19 protein-coding genes are annotated in these 21,635 nt (G+C 47.1%); 3 read left to right on the top strand and 16 right to left on the bottom strand.

Annotated features, from left to right (window positions below; genetic code table 11):
- The first annotated feature begins 680 nt into the window (after positions 1-680).
- The 3 genes from SWH54_11290 (at position 681) to SWH54_11280 (ending at position 3,578) form a co-directional block, all read left to right on the top strand.
- Positions 681-1,766: an FAD-binding protein gene (locus SWH54_11290; protein ID MDY6791838.1), complete on the top strand. Its 1,086-nt coding sequence runs from the start codon at positions 681-683 to the stop codon at positions 1,764-1,766.
- A gap of 359 nt (positions 1,767-2,125) precedes the next feature.
- Positions 2,126-2,767, top strand: a complete 642-nt coding sequence (locus tag SWH54_11285; protein ID MDY6791837.1) for a TetR/AcrR family transcriptional regulator — start codon at positions 2,126-2,128, stop codon at positions 2,765-2,767.
- Between the two features lie 127 nt (positions 2,768-2,894).
- A complete protein-coding gene (locus SWH54_11280; GenBank protein MDY6791836.1) occupies positions 2,895-3,578 on the top strand; it encodes a DUF1847 domain-containing protein in 684 nt (227 codons plus the stop codon).
- 205 nt (positions 3,579-3,783) lie between these two features.
- Here SWH54_11280 and SWH54_11275 read toward each other — a convergent pair whose 3' ends face one another.
- The 16 genes from SWH54_11275 to SWH54_11200 all read right to left on the bottom strand — a co-directional run bounded on the left by SWH54_11275 (position 3,784) and on the right by SWH54_11200 (position 21,417).
- Positions 3,784-5,715: an ASKHA domain-containing protein gene (locus SWH54_11275; protein MDY6791835.1), complete on the bottom strand. Its 1,932-nt coding sequence runs from the start codon at positions 5,713-5,715 to the stop codon at positions 3,784-3,786.
- Between the two features lie 73 nt (positions 5,716-5,788).
- On the bottom strand, positions 5,789-6,109 hold the full coding sequence (locus SWH54_11270) for a hypothetical protein (GenBank protein MDY6791834.1): 321 nt from the start codon (positions 6,107-6,109) through the stop codon (positions 5,789-5,791).
- Between the two features lie 203 nt (positions 6,110-6,312).
- Complete coding sequence (locus SWH54_11265) at positions 6,313-7,602, bottom strand: MFS transporter (protein ID MDY6791833.1); 1,290 nt, start codon at positions 7,600-7,602, stop codon at positions 6,313-6,315.
- A 124-nt stretch (positions 7,603-7,726) separates the two neighbouring features.
- Complete coding sequence (locus SWH54_11260) at positions 7,727-8,776, bottom strand: uroporphyrinogen decarboxylase family protein (protein MDY6791832.1); 1,050 nt, start codon at positions 8,774-8,776, stop codon at positions 7,727-7,729.
- Positions 8,777-9,027: 251 nt separating this feature from the next.
- Positions 9,028-10,098, bottom strand: coding sequence for a uroporphyrinogen decarboxylase family protein (locus SWH54_11255; protein ID MDY6791831.1), 1,071 nt, complete (start codon positions 10,096-10,098; stop codon positions 9,028-9,030).
- A gap of 44 nt (positions 10,099-10,142) precedes the next feature.
- A complete protein-coding gene (locus SWH54_11250) occupies positions 10,143-10,802 on the bottom strand; it encodes a corrinoid protein (GenBank protein MDY6791830.1) in 660 nt (219 codons plus the stop codon).
- Between the two features lie 125 nt (positions 10,803-10,927).
- The gene (locus SWH54_11245; protein MDY6791829.1) at positions 10,928-11,932 is read right to left on the bottom strand and encodes a (Fe-S)-binding protein; all 1,005 of its coding nucleotides are present in this window, start codon (positions 11,930-11,932) and stop codon (positions 10,928-10,930) included.
- Positions 11,919-12,260, bottom strand: a complete 342-nt coding sequence (locus tag SWH54_11240) for a (Fe-S)-binding protein (GenBank protein ID MDY6791828.1) — start codon at positions 12,258-12,260, stop codon at positions 11,919-11,921. Before SWH54_11240 ends, SWH54_11245 begins: the two co-directional genes overlap by 14 nt.
- A complete protein-coding gene (locus tag SWH54_11235; protein ID MDY6791827.1) occupies positions 12,257-13,669 on the bottom strand; it encodes an FAD-binding oxidoreductase in 1,413 nt (470 codons plus the stop codon). Before SWH54_11235 ends, SWH54_11240 begins: the two co-directional genes overlap by 4 nt.
- A 73-nt stretch (positions 13,670-13,742) precedes the next feature.
- Positions 13,743-14,423, bottom strand: coding sequence for a methyltransferase domain-containing protein (locus tag SWH54_11230; protein ID MDY6791826.1), 681 nt, complete (start codon positions 14,421-14,423; stop codon positions 13,743-13,745).
- Positions 14,424-14,553: 130 nt separating this feature from the next.
- Positions 14,554-15,942, bottom strand: a complete 1,389-nt coding sequence (locus tag SWH54_11225) for an MmgE/PrpD family protein (protein MDY6791825.1) — start codon at positions 15,940-15,942, stop codon at positions 14,554-14,556.
- Positions 15,943-15,960: 18 nt separating this feature from the next.
- A complete protein-coding gene (locus SWH54_11220) occupies positions 15,961-16,752 on the bottom strand; it encodes a creatininase family protein (protein ID MDY6791824.1) in 792 nt (263 codons plus the stop codon).
- Between the two features lie 39 nt (positions 16,753-16,791).
- Positions 16,792-18,723 (bottom strand): TRAP transporter permease, encoded by a 1,932-nt coding sequence (locus SWH54_11215; GenBank protein ID MDY6791823.1) that lies wholly within the window; start codon positions 18,721-18,723, stop codon positions 16,792-16,794.
- A gap of 72 nt (positions 18,724-18,795) precedes the next feature.
- A complete protein-coding gene (locus SWH54_11210; GenBank protein ID MDY6791822.1) occupies positions 18,796-19,779 on the bottom strand; it encodes a TAXI family TRAP transporter solute-binding subunit in 984 nt (327 codons plus the stop codon).
- Positions 19,780-19,810: 31 nt separating this feature from the next.
- Positions 19,811-20,230: a hypothetical protein gene (locus tag SWH54_11205; protein MDY6791821.1), complete on the bottom strand. Its 420-nt coding sequence runs from the start codon at positions 20,228-20,230 to the stop codon at positions 19,811-19,813.
- Positions 20,231-20,649: 419 nt separating this feature from the next.
- Positions 20,650-21,417: a FadR/GntR family transcriptional regulator gene (locus SWH54_11200; GenBank protein MDY6791820.1), complete on the bottom strand. Its 768-nt coding sequence runs from the start codon at positions 21,415-21,417 to the stop codon at positions 20,650-20,652.
- Positions 21,418-21,635: the final 218 nt, after the last annotated feature.

Below are 21,635 nucleotides of genomic sequence, written 5' to 3'. Positions count from 1 at the left end.
AGGTAGCCAAGATTTGATTTACTACTGGCTGCCATCATTTTGAACGGTAGTAATTTAATGAACGAACATAACCAACCGGCTGGCTCGTAAAACCATGACTTTTCGTTCAGGCACTATATAGTATGCTATAGTCATGAAGGAAGGAGATTCGAATCATGGTACGGTGTTTAATAATTTGCAGATTATTATATTTATGCTATCAGGAGGTTATTTTATTGCAAGGCGATAATAAAAAAACATTTCACTACTGTAGGGAAGTATTTTTTACTTCTTCTTTAATATATAACGGCCTTTTCACATTGCCTCTATCGAGTTAAACGCATCTTGAAAAACTTTAGCATTGGGTCCCCGGCGGGTGAACTTGGTTAGATGATTTCATGATTCAGCTTTCAGCGGAAGAAAAATCCAAGTTAGTCGCAAGCGTTCTCAATTCACAGAGAGCCGTTGAAGTCAGCATATACATTGTAAGAGCATTTGTAAAAATACGCCGTATGATATTAGAAAGCAACGAACTGTAAAGACGAATCGTTCAAAACAAGCGGCACCCGGCTGACCATGATGAGCAAATTTTAGACTTAGTTAACACAATCAAGCAGCTTTCAAAACCAGATCCGCCACCAACGAAAAGACTGAACAGAAAAATCCACTGATGGTAATGAACAGAAGCGACAACCACTTATATGTTTGACTTAGCGATTATCGGAGCCGGACCAGCAGGGGCAACACTCGCAAGGCTTATCGGGAAGAGCTATAAAGTATTGCTGGTTGATAAGAGGTCGTTTTTGGACGTACCCGGACCTTTCTCTGCCGGCAAATGTTGCGGCGGGCTGTTGGCGCCTGATGCGCAAAGAATGCTATCCGAGTTTGGACTGGGTCTGCCCAAGAAGGTTCTGCAGGGACCTCAGCTTTTTGTGGTTAAGGCCATCGATATTCAGCAAAAACTCGAAAGGTATTACCAACGGCACTATATCAACATGGATCGTCAAAAATTCGATTCCTGGTTGCTGTCTATGGTTCCGACCAGCGTTGACACCAGAACAAATTTCCGTTTCAAGTCGTATTCACCAGAAAAAGGTTTCTTCAAGCTAAAGTTTGTCCAAGGCGATCGGACCTATGTGGAGAAAGCGAGAATATTGATAGGAGCAGACGGTGCATCTTCTAAAGTCCGTTTGCAGGCGTCACCCGGGAGCTTAATCCCCGGAAAGTATATTGCGGTGCAGGAGTGGGTCGAGAACGATGACAGTTTGCCTTATTTCATGTCCATATTCGATAGGGAAATAACCGACTATTACTGCTGGACCATTCCAAAGGGAGATTACCTGATTATAGGCGCAGCCCTTCAACCAAAGGAAAAGACAGCTGAAAAGTTTAGGCTGTTGAAGGAAACGCTGAGAAGTAACGGTTTTCAGTTTGGAAAGACCGTGTGGCGCGAGGGTACGTATATGTTGCGGCCCATGAAGACAAAACATTTATCGACCGGCAAGGACAGGATTGCGTTTATAGGCGAAGCTGCGGGTTGGATTAGTCCGAGTTCGGCAGAAGGTATTAGTTATGCATTTAGGAGCGCACATGCACTTGCACAAGCTTTGCATACAACACCAGATGGATTTGAAAAACGCTACCGGATAATAACAAGCAGGCTAAGAAGGAATATTTCTCTCAAGATCATCAAATCCCATTTCATTTTCAACCCCTATTTAAGGAAAATGGTGATGAATTCCGGACTTCAATCGGTGAAACTGTATCTGCCGAAAGAAGGAATCTGAACAATTATTAGGCAGCTTGAGCCTGTCGCCCGGGAAAGTGGTTGGTTTCAATTTAGCATGGTCGTTCTGTATCTGACCTGCCGTCCCAGCGAATGAGAGAAGTCGCGCCGCTAGAGAAGACTCACCTATAAACCTATCATAGATAACCATTCGAAACGTCTCATAAAAATCGCACATAGGTATCTCTGTTTCCTCCATGATACATACCTGTATCCAGCTAAGCCCTCGTGCATGTTCTTCTTTTTAAGTTTTTTCGGGATTGGATTTTATTTCTTTAATGTTCTACTTGACTAAATAAACAAAATAAATTACCAAATAGCCTAAAAAAAATAAATAATCTTCAGGAAAAATTTGTCGATATGGGTATCAAAGAAAGAAAAGAACGGGAAAAAGAAAGAAGAAAACAGCAAATTACGGTTGCAGCCAAAAAAGTGTTTTCCGACAAAGGCTTTAACCGGGCAACCATGGACGATATCGCAAATGAGGCGGAGCTTAGTCCGGGCACCTTATATCTTTATTTCAAAAATAAAGAGGAGTTATATGCCTCTCTTTCGGTCAGAATACTCCAGTACCTTCAGATAAGAGTGGATCAGATTGTTAAAGAAGAAAACATGCCGCCGGAACAAAAATTGGATGCCCTGGTAGAGGCGATGTATGATGTCTACGAGTTCGACCCTCTGGTGCTGATTAATATGTTTCATCTTCAATCCAGCGAAACGTTAAAAAATCTATCTCCTGAGGTTTTGAATGATATAACCGATTTGTCTCGAATATCGATTGGAAGTATGGCAAGAATATTTAAAGAAGGCATAAAAAAAGGTGTTTTTACCGAACGTCATCCTGTCGCGCTCTCCGACACGTTCTGGGCATTTTTTTCCGGTATTATCCTGTGGTCAACCAGTAAAAAAATTATTAATGAGGATAAAGATTACATCAAAAATACACTCCAGCTTGGATTTGATATTTTTCGTAAAGGAATAAAGACTGAGAAACAACCATAAGTCTTTTCCAGCCTCCATATCTTTACCAACCCTTATAAAAAAATTAAACCCGCTACGATGGTAGCAGACTGAACCAGGTCACTACCTGGATCTGGCAAGATTCAGCTGATAAAATTTAAGGAGAAATATGGAAATAAAAGCCCATTGTGCCCGTTGCAAAATTCCACGAAGTAAGCGCGTCTGTTTGATAAAAGAGGGCGGTAAGGGACCGGCCTTTTGCCCGACTTTGAATTATCAGGATTTGATTTTACAAGTCACCCAAGCGTATCAGGCACCCGATCTGAAGAATTTTGCACGTCTGGCTTCGGTTCAGGAAGCGGAATGCTACGCCGACCGAAAGCCGGGAAACTATGTGATTCAACCCACCAAATGCCGGGTACAGGAAACGGTAGAATTTGCCCAAAAACTCGGATTCAAGAAGCTGGGTATCGCCTTCTGCGGTGGAGTGCAAAAAGAAGCGGGCCTCCTTTCCGATATACTGGAATCACAGGGATTCGAGCTGGCGTCCGTAGGCTGCAATGCCGGAGGAGTTCCCAAGGAAAATATCGGTATAACGGAGAAAGAAAAGGTAAGAATCGGATCCTATGAAACCATGTGCAACCCGCTACTCCAGGCGGAGATCTTGAACCATGAAGAAACAGAACTAAACATCGTGCTTGGGCTCTGCGTGGGACACGATGCGCTGTTTCTCAAGAAAGCAAAGGCATTTTGTACGGTTCTGGCAGCCAAGGATCGGGTGACCGGTCACAATCCCATGGCCGCCCTTTATACAATGCATTCCTACTATCAAAAGTTGAAAAATACGGACTGAATATCTATTCATCTCCTGATTCGTTGTAGTTAATTCAGACAAGGCAGGTGAATCATCTTCAAGTGAGTCGGTGTGGTTCCAAAGGGTTCAAGGGGCCAAGGGTTCGAGTGAAATGCTAAAGAGTTACAAAGAATTGAATGCCTGGCAAAAGTCATATGAACTTGGACCCTCTTCTCCAACTAATTTGGAGAAGAACCCGAATATCTCAGTCCTGGTTGTGATGGAACTTATCTGTCATATGGGGAAAGTACATGGCCCTGGCGTATTCTTGCTGAAAACCTGGTCGGGTGGTTAATTCTACATACTCGACCTTGGCGGATTCCACATCTGCCTCTCTTCGTTTGGTCACGTTCAAAAGTGCCAAACGAGCGCCATCCCCGGCGGCATTACCCACCGCCCTTACCTTCTCAAGCTCACAGTCGGGAAAAAGACCAATGACTGCCGCGGATTTTCTATTGATCAGGCTGCCGAAAGCCCCTGCCAGAATCACCCTGTCCAGATGCCTTACGCCAAGTTCCTGCATCATGAGCTTGGCGGCAGCATATATGGCCCCCTTGGCCATTTGAATGGCCCGCACATCATCGAGGCAAATGACAATCTCCTGTCCGGTGGTTGTTTCATGCGGCCAGGCAACGATGAACGCAGGGCCTTTGGAATCGAAACGCAACCGCGGTGATTTGAGCTCCTTATTGAACTGGCCGTTTTTTTTCACAATGCCTGCCGCAAACATTTGAGAAATACCATCGATGATTCCGGATCCACAGATCCCTTTTGCTTTCACTTGGCCCTGTCCGGCTTCCTCGGCGGTATTGCCGATGATACTCAGCCTGACTTCAAGGGTAGACGGATCGATATGTATCGCCTCAATTGCACCCCGGGCAGCTCGCATGCCGTGTCGAATGGTCGCCCCTTCGAATGCCGGACCGGTGGCACATGAGGAACAGATCAACCGGTTCCGGTTACCCAGAACCAACTCGCCGTTTGTCCCCACATCGATAATCAGCGTCATTTCATCTCGGTGGTATGGCTCTTCGGCAATAAGCACACCGACTGTATCCGCACCGACGAATCCGGCAATAACAGGAAGCAGATGCACATAGGCTCCCGCAGAAACCTTGAGTCCTATTTCGTCGGCCCGGATATCCATGGAATGATGAATCACCGGAGTAAAGGGGGATTTCCCCAGATTTCTCGGATCACAGCCGATAAAAATATGGTGCATGCATGTATTACCGACACAGACCACCTCTACAATGTTGCTGGCCTCCACGCCCGCATGGATGGTTGTATCACGGATCAGATCGTTAATCCCCTGGACGATTGCTTTGCTAAGCAATGCTGTCCCTTGGGGATTCGTCATGGTATAGGAAATTCTGGACATGACGTCTTCGCCGAAGGCAACCTGGGGGTTAACCATCGACCCGGTGGCCATGACCTCACCGGTATTCAGATCACAGAGATAGACCGCAAGGCTTGTGGTACCGATATCCACCGCCAGCCCCAACATTTTCCCTTCCAGGCCTGCGCTAATTTGAACCACTTCCCTCTGATGCCGGACCGACACGGAAACCTCCCAGTTCCTGCTACGCAATGCCTGGGGCAATTTCATAAGTACCGAATGTTCGACCCTAAGTCCTGACAGGCCGAAACGTTCCCCCAAAGCGGCCGACAGGCGCTCCCAGTCAGCGATGGGATGATTCAAGTCGGCAGGAGTTAAAGACACGGCGTATTGCTTGATCGCAGGGTCCAGGTCGATTTTTCTTTTGCCTGGGTCCTTGGATATGACCTGGCGGTCCGCCCGGCTTTCATCAGGGACCATGACAACCACATCCCCCAAAATCCTTGCCTGACAGGCCAGGCGCCAGCCGTCAGCCAGTTGTTTTTCGTTAAGGTGGCTTTTTTCGCCTTCCTCTATGGGAGACAGGTTTTTTGTCGGTGACGCATTGCCCTGGTTTGCGGAGACCCCTTGGATAATCCTGACTTTGCATTTTCCGCACTGGGCCTGGCTTCCGCATACATTCTGAATATCCGCGCCAAGATCCTGCGCAGCCTCAATAATTGTTTTGCCTGCGCTGACATTCCCCCTCCGACCGGAGGGCTCAAATATCACCAAAGGCATGGAAGTTTTTTCTGCCATGGGTCTGCCGTTGTTTAAAGGTAACCGGTTGTGTAAGCTCTTTAGAAAAACGAATTTTATCGGTTGGTATTTATCACTCGCCCTGAATAAATCGAATGGTTGTATCTGCAGACAGCGAGGCGCCAACCTCCACCTCGATCGCCTTTAACAATCCAACGCAAACCGGACAGGACGGGTGTTTCAGGCAATCGGCAGCGGAAATGAAGACTTGCGATGAGAATGCGTTTTCCCCGAGGCATTCACGCCAGTCTACTGATTCGAGTCGATCGCCCCATTGTTGCACCGCTTCGCAGTTGCTCGATATTTTAATGCCGACCATCCGACTGTCGTTTTTAGCAACCTCTATACGGGTTTTAAAACCACAGGATCCGGCGTCCACCTCGACAAGGGTCATTAAATTTCTCCTCACCGTTTACCATACGTGCATGAATATTTTACCCGAACATTAAACGTTCGCTTCATTCTTTTTGACTGCTAAATTCCCCACGGTCTTTATAGCATATAAACATGATATTCGCGAGGTTCAAGCCACACCCAACAGACTGAGCTATGACGGTTTTATCGGTGTGGTTGTATTCCTCAACACATGCAGGGCAATTATACATAACCTGACTTGCGTCTGTCCTTGATCCGGGTCATACAGAAAAAATGGGTAATGCTGGTCAGCAGGAAGAAAGCAAAGGCGATCTGATAGGCCTCGGAGGGATAGACGTCGTTTACCTTGCCGATAAGATCCATCAGGTATCCGGTCATGGGCTGGTAAAAGGCGGCTCCTAAAAATGCAAAAAAGTTCGCCGCCCCAACTGCCGTACCGGCTATTTCGATGGAAAAGAGATCTTTGGCCATGGCAAAACCGACCACCGCAACGGCATTGCCGAATACGCCCAGAAAGAAAAACAGGGGATAGAGAAATGGCCTGGGGAGGGCTTCCCTGAAGGCAAATAAAACGATCCATTCGGTCATCAGGATGGTGGCTGAACAGAACATCACTTTTTTCCGCCCGATAATCACCCGATCCGAAAGGTTCCCCAGTAACGGGCTTCCCACCATGGTGCCCAGGGCGATCATGGCCAGGACATTACCCGCTTCCGTCTTTGAGAAAGAATATGAATCCATCAGATAAGGACCCGCCCACAGTCCGCAAAATCCAAAAAGCATTCCCCCGAAAAAGAAAAACCATCCGGCAATGGGCCAAAAATCTCGATTCTTTAGCACGCTCAACAGGCTGACAAAAATATTCTGCGATTTCGAGTCAGTAGCACCCGCCCGGTGCTCCAGTACCGGTGCAAAGCCTTTGCCCTGCGGTGTATCCGCCGTAAAAATCCAGGTAAGAACAGAAAGGACCGCGGTGACGTACCCGATTCCGATGAAGGTGCCGCGCCACCCGAAGGTCGTTGTCATCCATGCCAACGGAGTGGCAGCCACAAACCATCCTACCCCACCCATGGCCAGAAGCATGCCGGAAATGCCGGCATATTCTCGCGGCCGGAACCATTCGGCGCAAATCCGCAACGCCGGCACAAAAATGGCCGACAAGCCGAAACCGACCATTATGCGTGAAACCGTGGCCACCTTAAACCCGGGTGACAGCCCGAAAAGAACGGCGCCAACAGCGCCGAACAAGGCAAACAGGGTAATGGTTTTTCGAGCCCCCCAGGCATCCGACAGCAGCCCCACAGGCAGCTGCATGAGCGCATAGGGGTAAAAATATCCGGAGGAAAGGATGCCAAGGGATGCACCGCTGATGGAAAATGCGTCGGTCAGTTCCGGTGCCATCAGGGCAGGACAGACCCGGTGAAAATAGACCAGAAGATACTGAAGGGCCAGCAGGGAAAAAATGATCCAGCGATAGCCCAACGCGGTGGCAAACAGTTTGTGCATGAACATATGGTTTATCTTTTCTGATCCAATCCGGATAAATGGATCAAAGTCGTTCTCTTTCCTTATGCATTCATCCCCACCCCTGCCCTTTTTTGTCCGGAGGAGAAAATTTTTCGCCGCTGGCAAGCTCTCACCCGTTGTATGTACCAAAATCCTGAACGGCTTTTTGCATCATATAAATGTGATATCCCGGAGTTTCGGGCGACACCTCGCAGCCGGAGCTGAGCATGAACCCCCGTGGAGCCTTGTGACCCTTTTCGATGCTTTCCCTGCATAGATCGTAAATCTCTTGCGGGTTTCCGGTAAGCAAGATTCTGGGATCGATGTTGCCGATAATAATATTCTTTTCACCCAACACCTCTATGGCCCGGGCAATATCAATTTCCTCTCCGAAACTGCACAATCCCGGATCGCCGGTGGGCACCTTTGCCCAGGCGTTGAGGTTGTCGTTCTGCTCGCCGCAGATATGATACAGGATGTGCCTGACCCCCATAGCCAGAATTTTTTCACTGGATTCGATCAGATAGGGAAGCACAAATTCCTCGAACTGCTTGGGCGAAATAATGAGGTTGGCGGCCAACGGTTCCCAGAGCTGTGGAATGACCCGTTCAGGGCCAAAGGTTTGCGCCCAGTAAGCAACGGTGTCTAATATATGATCCGTCGCCATTTTGAGAACTTTGTGAGCGATTTCAGGTTTTTTCAACATCCACCGGCAGAGTTTTTCCACCGCGCAAATATTACCGGCAATGGTAAAGTTGCCGCCCAGCACCAATGAAACCGGTAGGTCGAATTTATCCTGAAGCCTGGAGAACTCCATGGCCAGCGGGATGCACCCTGCTTTCCTGACGTCGGGGAGGCGCAGTCCTTCGACATCCTCCTCGGATTTGACCGGAAACATCTTGTGAGAGGGCGCCTGCTGGTATTCCCCCGAGGGCATCTCAATTTCACCGCCGAATTCCCATGTGCCGTAAGATGCGTACCCGTAAATCGGCCCCCAGTCAAACCTGTACTGTTCCATTGTCTTTAGCTGTGCATGGAAGCTTTTTTCCGCATTGTTGTATATGGTGGATATGGGATACCCCATGTTTTTGGCACAAAACCCCAACAGAAATGGAAAGAGTGGAACCTGATCCACCGGCTTTCCCGCCAGCATCGTCTCTATTCGTTCTTTTTTGGTCATTTCTCCATGTTCCTTTGTTATCTTTTTAAAGATTCTTTGTGACTGCTCGGTTGATGAGGTTCAGGGTTCACAGTTCACGGTTGGGTTTATCCTGAGTGACATGATGAGCTCGAACAACTGATGGGTTAACAGCTATCAAATCATCTGTTTAACCCTGAACCGTGAACCACGGAACTTTGAACCAGTTACAATTCTTTCACGATTTATGTGCACGGCACCCACACGGCAATCCTCCGAATCCCGCGAGCGCATCAGTCATACCAGCCAAAGTCGTTTGCCGCCTTTGTCATGGCCCAGACGTTGACCGGCGGGGCCATCACAGGAAGACCGCAACCGGGCCCCAGTATATATCCTCCGGGTGCTTTTTTTCCTTTTTCTATTGCAACCCGGCTCAGTTCATAAACCTGTTCAGGGGTTCCGGTCTGGATGACTGCTGGCTCAATGTTCCCATAGATAATATCTTTAGGAAAATACTCGGCCGCAGTTGTTATATCTACTTCATGACCGAAGCTGAGGACACTGGGATGTCGCCACAGAGAAGCCTCGGCGAGCAAGGGCAGGTTTAGATTTTGATCACCGCAGATATGCAGACCGAATCGTTTGATCCCCAGCTTTTTCAGCCGCTCATGGTACCTGGCATGATAAGGAAGGGCAAATTTTTTTAATGTTCTGGGAGAAATGAGCTGGTTCGATTCACTGGGGCTGCTCATCCATGCAAAGATCTTGTCCAGCCCGAAGGTTTCCGTCCAGTACTCAAGAACATTGAAGATATGTTCCATGGAAAGTCGCAACAGTTTTTCACAAGCGGCCGGATTTTTCATGGTCCACCTCAGGAACCGATCGATGCCGCTGATATTTGCCGCCATGGTAAACGGGCTGCGGGAAAAGAAAAAAACAGGGATGTCGTTCGCAGCCTGCAGCTGGGAAAACCGCATGGCCTGGGGTATTCTTCCGGCCGTTTTCGGATCCGGCATATTGAGCCTGTCTATATCCCCCTCATCTTTGACCGGATAAGTTGTAACCACCAGAGCACCTTCATAATCCCCCTGGGGCATCCTTACCTGGCCTCCGAAGTCCCATGCTCCCAGAACAGTATGCCCGGCATACTGGGGGATCGGGTCCCAGTCATACTGCCGGGTGGTCCACATCATTGCCTGGAAACTCTTGTCAGGATCTTCATATGCATCTGCAACGGTAAACCCGGCGTTTTTGGTGTTAAAGCCGGTGCTCATTGCACCCACTGGAACCCGGTCCGGCTTCTCATTGTTAAACAAGGCGTCCATTCGCTCCAGGCTGGTCATCCTATCCGGTTTTAACTGCATCTCACCATTCCTCGCTTTTTCAATCTACAGTGACTCTGTGCAAATCAATCCACCTTTATTAAAAGCCGGTCCGCTTCTTCGACAGCGGCGATCGCATCTTTGGCATAACCGTCTGCGCCATACTGCTTTGCAATTTCAGCAGAAAGCGGAGCACCTCCGACCATGATAATTACCTCTGGCTTCCTGGCTTTGAGCATATCAATGACTTTGGGCATGGCCAGCATACTGGTGGTCATAAGTGCGGATAGAGCCACAACATCTGCCTGGGTTCGCTCCAGTTCTTCCACGAATTTTTCCAGCTTTACATCTTTTCCCAGGTCGTAAATTTCCCATCCTGCCGCTTCAAACATGGTCTTGACCAGGGTTTTACCGATATCGTGGATATCACCCTCAATGACACCCATGATTATTTTTCCCACAGCCTTCACCGATTTATCCACTTTCACATGAGGTCGAAGAACATCAAGGCCCGCATACATGGCATCTGAACACAGCAGCAGCTCGGGCACAAAATACTCCTTCTGCTCGTACAATCCCCCCACCGTTTCCATGCCTGCCGCCAGCCCATCCATGATGGCATCGTAAGGGTCAATACCTTCATCCAACGCTTCATTACACAACTGGACACTGGTCTCTTCCTCGAACTCAACCACGGCATCGTGAATCTTTTTTAAAATTTCGGCTCTCTTTTCTTTTGAAACCATATTTTACCTCTCTGCATTAAAACAACCCTTTAAAAAATCTTTCCAGAAGCATTCAGGTGATCGGTTTTAAAGGCGGGTCATTGTTTGAATGTACAAGTAAGCGTTACACTTTTTTTATGCTTAATCTATTTGCCTTTACAGGCAGTAAACAGCAGTTCACCCATATCCCAGACTTTGATGCCCATCTGCTTTTCATATTTCATCAGATTGATCAGACATATGGGACAGGTTACCAGAATATTTCTGCCTCTAGCGGCAAGCTCCTGGATACGAATGTTCGATATCTTGCCACTTAAGTCAGCATAGGCATATTCCACCGGTCCGCCGCAGCAGGCGGTGTCCTGCCCTGCGTTTTCCGGTTCAATCAAAGTGATCCCCAATCCAGACGCAACCTGACGTGCCTGCTCCACAATACCCAGGTCCCGGGTCATCACGCAGGAATCGTGCATGACAAATTCTTTGGGTAGTTTCTGTGCCGCAGCTGTTTTTAAATCTTCAACCTTTCCGAAAAGCAGTTCGAGATAGTGCACCACCTCTAGGTCGTAATGGGAAATATACCCGGGAAAGACTTCTCTCAACATGAAGGTGGTGTGAGGATCGACCGTGATGACCCTTTTCACCCCGCTGGATTTAAGCTGCTGATACACCTTTTTTACATGTGGTGCGATGTGTTTTTCAAGCCCCAGATCGTATAACAGAACTCCGCTGTAGGGCTCTGCTTCATAATGATATGCGGGAAACTCATTGGCACCATTAAGAGCCGCAGCAATTCCTTTAAGGGCGTTTTCCCCTTTATGCTTTACCTCACGTGCTCCCTTTGCCTTTAGCCGAAGTACGGTTTCACCCGCCACCGAACCGGCCTTCTCAAACATTTTTGCAAAGGCTTTCAGCGATAGAAGTGGCAAAATCGGCTTTGCCGAAGCAACCATTTCCGTGGCCTGTATCACATAGGGAAGCATCTGGTACATTCTTGCCGTGAGCAACACGGTTTCTCCTTCCCTTGGCAGATTAAGGCCTTCTGTCCATCCGGTCCAGTAATCTTTCTTAAAGCCCAGTGGATCACCGGTCCGTTCCATATTCCCTTTCAGTGTGGACAGGGCCTGAGAAATCAAACTTTTAGATCGTTGCATGTCTCCCTCCTTCCACCAACTTTCCGGACAGAAGAGATCTTCCCAGCTGGATGAGTTCACAGATCTCCAGATTCTGCCCTTTGCTTTTGCAAACCATCTCACAGCGCTTGCACTGAAGGCAACTGTAAAGGCAAAAGGTCAGGGAATCATCGAATTCCAAGGTGCCGTTGAGCAGATACTTCATGATTTGCAGCCTGCCATAGGCCGACATGCTTTCCACACCGCTGGAAGCCTGATAGGTTGGACATACATCAACACAGAATCGGCACGATCGGCATTTTGCGATTTCCTTCAAAAGAGTATCGCGGATATTTGCGTCTTGTTTCACACCCAGCCCTCCAGGTTCCCACGATTTAGAATGTTATTGGGATCAAAGGTTTTCTTTAAATTTACCAGCAAATCATAATAGTTTTGACCATATTTCTCTTTTAGAAAGGATGCCCGCTGGGCCGTCAAACCCCATTCGCCTCCGCAACCGCCGTACTTGACGTTAAGGGATTCCGTTTTTTTCTTTACCTCCAGGGTCACCGCTTTTTTTACCTCGTTGGAAATGTCCTTGGTGGGAATAAAGGCATAGGCGTGGATGGTCGGTGCACCGATATGTCCAAAGGAATAAAACTCATTGCCCTGGTAGCTGTCCAAGTTCAATATGATCTCTTTTGCCTCTAAAAAGGCAGCCTTGAGATGATCTACCCTTACGGTAACCTCACTGCCAAAGGTGGATCCCAAACGATAGACATAATTTCCCGCCTCGGCCCGGCTGCTCCAGATCTTGTTCCATTCCTCCTTGTCCGTTACAATTCTGGCTTCAATTGGGTTGCTTTCCTGTAAGAATTTCAAAAAAACCTCGGCTTTGGCCTGGCACCCTTCCGGGGTTGAGGAGCTGATGGTCATCATGGCAACGGCTCCATCAGGCGCTTCAAGCCCAACAGCTTCATAGCCGACGGTTGACGCCTTTTCATCCAGGTATTCAAAAAACATGGGTGTGGGAATCCCTTTTTTATACATGGCCATGACCGTATCCAAGATATCCTCGGTAGATTTATAATAGGCCACGATATTCTCCGTATGCGGTAACGGAATCAACCGCATGCGTATTTTGGTAATCACGCACAAAAGCCCCTCGGAACCGACCAGAAATTTAGTGGCTTCAATTCCGGCTGGCTTTCTGGTGGATTCTGTACCGGTGTGAAGAATTTCTCCGGTCGGAAGTACGACTTCCATACCCAGCACATAGTCCCCGGGCTTGCAAAGGGTTGCATCCACTGCATGGGCACTGGTATTCACCGAAATGGAACCACCGATGGTGGCCACCAGCTCACTGCCCGGGAAAACGGGAAGCAGGGCACGATGTGGCGCCAGAGCTTTTCTTAACTTCCCGATATGCATTCCGGCTTCAACCTCAAAGTAGCCCCTTTCAGGAAAGACTTCGATTTTCTGCAATCTTGCCATGTCCAGAACTATACAATTGGTTTTCGGTCGGCCCAGGCCGACCAGGGAAGTCCCGGAGCCATGGGTGTGCACCGGTATTTTTTTTTCATTGGCATAGCTCAACACCGCCGAAACATCACGGCTGTCCGCCGGTCTGACCACGGCATAGGGCATGTTGTGCTTTTCAACGTCCCATGGCATGGTATCCTTGGCATAGGCCAAAGCAGTGGGCCTGTCGGTAAATGCGTTTTCTTTACCCACCAGTTTTGCCAGATCTTTGGTTAACTTTTTAAGATCCTTATTCATAAAAACCAACCTCCGGTTCTAGGATTATCCATTGAAAAAATAGATTTTGCTAAAAAATCGATCAATGAAACCTTCATGCCGTTTTTTTGCATCCCGCATAAACGACAAAATTAAAATATTTATAAAAACAGTCTACATTTATAAACCCTGCATCCCGCATCCACTCCAGCTGCATATCGAGTGGTGCCGGGATGTCGTAGGACATCCGTTCGTATATGACGTTCAACTCATCTTCAGTCAGGTCTGTCCCCCCAAGGTGCTTTCTCCACTGCTTCTGGTAGATCTTTTCAATGTCATCCGTGCCCCCCCGCGCAAGCTCGGCGTGAATGAAAGCACCGCCCGGAATCAACGCATGGTAAATCTTTTGAAAAAGACGCTTCTTATCCGGATTCTTTAAATGATGGATCGACATGGCAGACACGACCAGGTCGTACTTCCCCGGCAACGGGGAGGTATTATAGTCCATAATGTGAAACACCACATTATCTTTTCCGGCAAACCTCTTCTTTGCCTTTTCCAGCATCTTTTGGGAAATATCGACAAGGGATACGGCCGCTTGGGGAAAAACATTGAAAATGAGAGCAGTCACCAGGCCCGTGCCTGCGCCCAGGTCCAGGGCAGTAAATTTTTCATCGCGATGAAACGGTATCAGCCGAATCAGGGTTTTGTAAAAATCATCGAAACAGGGAATCACCTTTCGCCGGTTTCGGTCATATTGCAGAGCACCGGCATCGAATATTTTTTTTACGGTCATGTAAATCCTTTTGTAACTACTCAGGTTCAACGTTCACGGTTAGGGACTAGAATGCAACCTTGAACCTCTGAACCTTTGAACCCGTGAACGGTTACCAATTATTTTATCTGCTCAACGCCTGCCGGTATTATCAGGGCAGCATCAGAGCAATCATCCGGTTAATATCCTGTATGTGTTCCAGAGAATCGATCATGGAAAGAAGGTCTTCTATTTTGGACTTATCAAAATCAAGCCCGCTGTAAGCCACGCATTTCCTGAATTTCTGCTTACACTGCTCGACATCCATTGACTTTTCCGGGTTCCCCAGGGGAACGTTGACCGTTTTCTCATGGGTCCGCCCGTCATTCATTTTGATGACCAATCCGGCATGAAGAATGTCCTTGTCCAACAAATCAGAATTTACCGAGACGGTAACGCGGTCTGCAAGTGATTTGACCTGTGTGTCATGGATGGCCTCGGTTTCAAAGTCACCAATAAAAACATCTCCCCGCACCATGGCACAGGCCACTGTATAGGGAATGCTGAACTGAGCGTCTACCTGAGGGTTTGTACCAATCACAAAAGGCTTGCCCACCATTTCGGTAACCATCTTTGATGCGTTCACTTCTATTTGATCAATATCTTCAACATCTCCCCCGATGACGTCTCTCAGTTCAAGTGCAGCGTCTATGGAGGCATGGGTCATGCGGCAGCTCGGATATGGCTTGATGCTCAGGTCGGTGATGGTGTAGTGAGACCCCAATCTTTCAACAATCGGCTGGTGATCAAACTCTCCCTGTTCGTAAAGATTGTAAAACCCGTAGGTACCTTCAAGAAATGCATGGCTTCCGGTAATACCTCTTTCGGCAAGAAAAGCGGATGTCAATCCAGCCTGCGCGGCAAATCCCGGCTGCATGCGTTTGACCAATCGCCCTTCCAGCAGACCTTGCGCGTTTCCCGCTGTCTGGCTGTAAGCCACGCCCAGAGCATTGGTCATCTGTTCGTAGTCAAGCCCAAGGATTTTTCCCACCGTAGTTGCAGCGCCAAAAGAACCGCAAGTGGCTGTTCGAATCCAGGACAACGGCCGGCGGATTCCCATGCTCAGGCGACAAATGACATCTACCCCGAGAATCAGAGCGGTCATAAAACGTTTACCGTCTATGCTGCCAACGGTTTCTGCTGCTGCCATCGCTGCCGGCAATACATTCACAAAGGTGTGCAGCGCCGAAGCGTCCAAAGTATCATCAAAGTCAAGAGCGTGCATCATGGTACTGTTCACCATTGCGGCAAAAGGCGGCAGCGTCTTATCGCCATGAATCAGAACAGAAGCGCCCGATTCACTTTTCCAGGCATGTGCAAGATCAGCGACTTCCGTGCACCCGGGGGCCTGGCTTCCCGGAAAGGTGACGCCCAGGGCGTCCATAATCAAGAGTTTACAGCAATCTACTGCTTCAGGAGGTAGGTCTTCGTAACGTACTGTAGTAATATGGTCGATCAGCTTGTATTCCAGATTCAGATTCGATTTGTTTAGCTTCAGCATTTTCAGCTCCAGTTGAGATCATTCGATGGAAAGATTCCTGAACTCTTGAATGAACGCCCGGGCGTAATCGGTAATCAGGTTAAGGATCGACACCCCTTTTTCTGCGGATGCCGCAGTGGGGTCGCCCATCACGCCGGTATCGGTGACGTCCCTGATATCCTGATAAAGCGTCTGCACACAGCCTTGTAACTCGGTATCACCAAGGGAATTCTTCACTTTAAATTGACTTTTAGATGGAGATTTAACGGAGTCCTTGGCCATTTTGTCAATGGCGACATTATCCGGTTCAAGCGCCATGATCGAGGAAGTCATTATTTCACCGGCATGGGTAAATTTCCCCTCCTTGATCATCCCGCTTTGTTTTGATGTTAAATCGTTTGCCAGCTTCCAGATGCTCAGCATGGCTATGCGAACTTTTCTCTCCATAATCAAAGTGCGAGAGGCAGTTTCGATGCATGAGTTGTTGCCACGATGAGAGTTTAAAAAGAGTATTCGTCTGACACCGTGATCAATTAAGCAGGTCCCATATTCCAAAAAGACCCGGGTCAGCGTGTCATGCTCAAGGGAGATGGTTCCCGGAAACGGTTTAAACCATTTTGAATACCCGATAGGGAGGGTAGGACCGATTAAAACGCCCGGTTCGCCTTTCAGTTTGGCGGCCACACCGTCAGCCATAATGGTATCCACACCCAATGGCAGATGAGTCCCTTCAAGCTCTGTCGACCCCACAGGGACAACAACTACCGTTTTTGAATTCACTTTATCTCTAAATTCTTCCCAGGTCATACTCGCAATAAAGGTTTTATCCATAGCAAAATCCTACTATTTACTTTTGTTCAATTCGGCAGATTAATTATGTTGAAAAAGCCCTATGGTGAAACGCTTCAACAAATCCGGAGTCCTAATGGCAAGAAGTGCTAAAACGAGGACGACTCCAACCAGGTCAGTCACCCAACCCGGGTAAATCAAACATCCACCGCCAATGAATAAAGCCAGCCTGAAATAAATGGGCAACTTTCCACCCAGATAATTTTGTGCGGCACAAGCCAGCGCAGTGACTCCGAAAAAGGCGGTGACACACACCAGCAATATCTCGCCCAAATTTCCCACCAAAAGAAGCGCATTGTTATACACAAACATATAGGGAACAATAAAAATAACCAACGCAAGCCGACAGGCGGTTAAAGCAGTCTTCATCATGGGGGAATCGGCAATTCCCGCTGCAACAAAAGCATCCGGAGCCATCGGAGGGGTAATCCCTGCAATGGTGCCGAAGTAAAACACAAAAAGATGTGCGGCCAGAGGGTAAACTCCCATTTTAATCAGGGCAGGTACCACCAGGATAGCAAGAATGATATAAGCAGCCACAGGGGGTACACCCATACCCAGGATAATGGAAGCCACCATGGTCATTAGTAGAAGTAAAAAAAGATTCCCATGGGAAAGGTCAATCAGGATAGAAGACATCATCAGGCCCAAACCTGTGAGGGTAATCATACCGACTACTATCCCCCCAAGAGACAGTATGGCTACCACCGGGGCGGCTGTTAATGCCCCTTTTTCAAGACCGGTTAGAATCTTTGAAAAAGACATTCGGGTTTTTTCCCGCATCATCGCTACCAGAGGAATGCTGAGGTTTGCCCAGAGAATCGCCCTGGTCACCGAGCTTCTTTCAAAACCTAAAAAATAAATGAGTATCAAAAGAGGTATAAAAAATTGCCAGCCTTCTTTCAGTGTTTTTTTCAACGGGGGAATTTCTTCTTTTTTAAGACCGACAATTCCTATTTTCTGGGCCTCTATATCCACCATGATAAAAAGCCCGAGGTAATAAAGAATGGCCATGAGCACGGACGACTTTATGATGGTCAGATAATTGACACCCAGTATCTCCATCATAATGAATACCGCACTTCCCATAATAGGTGGCATCAGGAGACCGCCGGCACTGGAAACGGTCTCCACCGCACCAGCGAAATGAGCCGGGTACCCTGTCCTTTTCATAAGTGGAATGGTGATTTGGCCTGTACCGGCCACATTGGCCGTCCCGCTCCCTGAAAGCATGCCGAATAATGAACTGGCGACGACAGCGATCTTTGCCGGACCGCCGCGGAATCTGCCACAAATGCCATAGGCAAAATTAATAAAAAACTCCCCGCCCCCTGCCTCCCTGAGAAGGGCGCCAAAAAGAATAAACAGAAAGATAAACGTGGCGGAAATCCCGGCCAGCATTCCAAACACGCCATCTGCAGTTATAAACATACTGGATATAATCCGGTCAACTCCATAGTTTTTGTGCGCAAAGAGGCCGGGCATTATTTCCCCAAAACGGGCATAAAGTAGAACCAGAACCGCCACGCAGGGAAAAGCCCAACCCAAGGCCCTTCTTGTTCCCTCAATTAAAAGAATGATAAAAATCCCTCCCATAACAAGTTCGTACATAGGAGGCTCTAATCCCATGCAACCCATTTTTTTAAACCAGGTCAACATGACATAAACACCACAGATCAAAATAAGGGCCGCTGCCGTAATACTATCAATACTCAGCCGATCTTTTCTGCTTTTTTTACCCATGGGATAGATAAGAAATATCAGGATAAAGCCCAGAGTCACATGGGGAACCCTCTGGTTCATAGCAGTAAATTGGAAATAGCCCGTATAGAGCTGAAACAGACTCATACCAACCGCAATCCACCTGACCAGATGAGCGGGTATTCCGGTAAGCTGCCTTTGTCTGGTACTTATTGAACCGGATTCTTTGGGTTTTACCTTCTCTTTATCCATGTCTTATCCTTTCCAGTGATGATTAAGAGACATAGAGAAAAATCTCTACGCCCCTTAATCCGATTCTAAACTTTATTGATATTGGGCCATTTTATCCCAAATACCTTTTTCTTTGTAATATTTTATAGCTCCCGGATGATATCCGACAGGCACTGATTTTGAACCCCTAAACGCATTTTCAATGGTATACTTCTTTGCCATGGGGTGGATGGCATTTCTTTCCTCCGAGTTATCATAAACAGCCTTAATTATTTTATAAACAATATCCTTGGAAAGATCAGCCCTGCACAACCACATCTGGGGTACCACATAGGTGGGGACCTCCTTATCAATTCCATTATAGGTCCCTGCTGGAAAAGCAAATGGCGTCACGTTGGGATACTTGGCCTGCATTTTTTTTATCGCTTCCGGCTCTATTTCTAAAAGGCGGATGGGAATATCTCTGGCCAATTCCATCACGGCGGCAATCGGGTATCCAGCAGCAATTAAGCCGGCATCAATGGTATTGTCCCTGATGCCCCTGGTGATTTCATGAAAGGCGATATACTTTGGTTTTATATCCTTTAGGGTTATTCCAAAACCTGCAGCCAAATGTTTCTTTGACCAGATATTCAAGGTTGCGCTTCCGGCCGGGCCAACACCGATTACTTTTCCTTTAAAATCTTTGCAGGACTTAATAGGGGAGTCCTTTCGTACGATCCAGTGGGTATCGCTGGTATGACCCACGGCAACCAGGCGTACCTTATCCACATCCATCCCCTGTTTTTTTAAACCATTCAGTGTTCCCATGCTCGCCAGGCCCATATCCATTTTGCCTCGGATAAGGTAGCGTGCATTTTCCGTTGAGGCCGCAGTTGATTCTGCAGTGACCCTCACGCCTTTAACATTCTTATTAATAATTGAAGCAAAGCCTGCCCCGAGAAAATAATAGGTCCCGGCAGGGCTCCCTGTACCAAAAGATAAAAATTTAATTGCGCTGGCGTTTCCCGGAACAATTATTACTAGTGAAACAGCCAGGATAATTGCAGTCAAAAATGTAAAGATTCTTGATTTCACTTTTCAATCCTCCTTTTTTAATAAAAAAGTATTAAAGCTCATCTACTTTGATAGTGATTTCATCAGGTATCTTGTCATAGTACATGGGAAATGTCCGGGCTTTCTCCTCTCCGGGTTTTACCACAGGAGGTTTTCCTTTTCTGGGAAAGAATCCCCCTGAAGAACCGCCGTCCGGCAGGAAAATACTCACTCGATAACGCACCGGTTTATCGGAAATATTGGTCACACCCACCTTTACATGCAGCTTGGGTCCGCCGCTGAATTTTGATTTCTTCACTGAATATTCGAGGGTGGTAATTTTTGCGCTTGGGCATGTCTTCAACGTTTCCACAGGACCATCCTTTTTTTTCACAGGTTGCGAGGCACACCCTGAGATCATTGCGAAAACAAAACACACAGTCATTAATAAGATCATCCAGGAAAATAAGTGATTGACTTTAAATTTCTTCATATTTCTTCCTCCCCTTCCTTTGTTTTAGAATCTCTCTTTTTCGTGAGACACCAGTAAATCCAACGCCTAAAGATTATGAGGGAAACCGACTCATTTCACCTCCTTTCTTGATATATTGAGACCGTTGAAAAAGGACGTTTCTCAAAAGTCTCCCTGATTATAACATAGAAATCAATGCCATTAACTTAAGCGATTATTGACCACAGATGATCGAACTCCAATACAGGGGGATAAAATTTTGAAGTATTTTTAATTACTGCTGTGGTTTGATATTTGATATTCACCAATCACTCGAAGATTTGCTTAAGTTAACGGCATTGAAATTGATATGACTCATCACTGCTTTAAACCGCTCTCCCCTGAAAGCAGATATATTTGCTTCACTACCAGCTTTAGACTTCACAGTGGCAAAATGTATGTTATGCTCCGGCAAAATATCTGATCCGTTTGTCAACCTCCTCATCGTAACTTTCCGGTACAATTTTTGAGTAGGTATAATATGTTTCTAAAAGATGTTGTTTGCTTCTTTCAAACGCCTGTTTAGCATTTTTATTAACAATTGCCTCTAGAATTTCTCGATGCTCTGAAATGAGTTTTCCAATTCCCTGTTTATCCAGTTTGCTACGTGTCATCTCAATAATATTCGCTGAATAGACCTGAGTGATTGATTCACAGAGAAAAATGATAAGGGCATTATCCAGGATCTTGGCCACTTCGCAATGAAATCGAACATTCGTCAGGCGTGCTTTTTTTCGCGACGTGTTCGAATAAGCTTCAGCTTGATCAAGCAGTTGTATCAGCTTGTCAATATCTTCTGAAGTGCGGTGCAAAGCGGCACTTCTGGCAACGTCCGGTTCGGTGTACAGCCGAATTTCTATCAGATGGGCAAAATTAACTTTGCCCATCTGTATAAGGTTCTGAAAATTTTCCGTGATGGCAGTAGAGTCGGGTTCGCATACATAAGCGCCGGCTTCACGGCCTCGCTTGATCTGAACCAGTCCGCTTTGCTGCAAACCGCGTAGGGCTTCCCTCACTGTGACACGGCTGACCTGAAATTGATCGACCAGTTCTCTTTCTGAAGGAAGTTTTTGGCCGGCATTGTATTTTCTGTTTAATATTGAAAGTTTCAGCTGTCTTTCAACTTCCTTGGAGAGAAGTGGCTTTTTCAATGATCTGAAAGCTGGCATCTCATGCTCCTTCGCCGGATAAATGGTCTGTTGTAATACCACTTGGTCTGTTGTAATACCAGATAGATTTGCGGTGTCAAGATAATTTTTTATTTTTTTTAATTAGTGCCTGAACGAAAAGTCATGGTTTTACGAGCCAGCCGGTTGGTTATGTTCGTTCATTAAATTACTACCGTTCAAAATGATGGCAGCCAGTAGTAAATCAAATCTTGGCTACC

This window comes from Thermodesulfobacteriota bacterium (genome assembly GCA_034189135.1).
Lineage (GTDB): Bacteria > Desulfobacterota > Desulfobacteria > Desulfobacterales > JAUWMJ01 > JAUWMJ01.
Note: the sequence above shows the minus strand (reverse complement) of the source record. Positions and strands in the feature narration are given on the sequence as shown.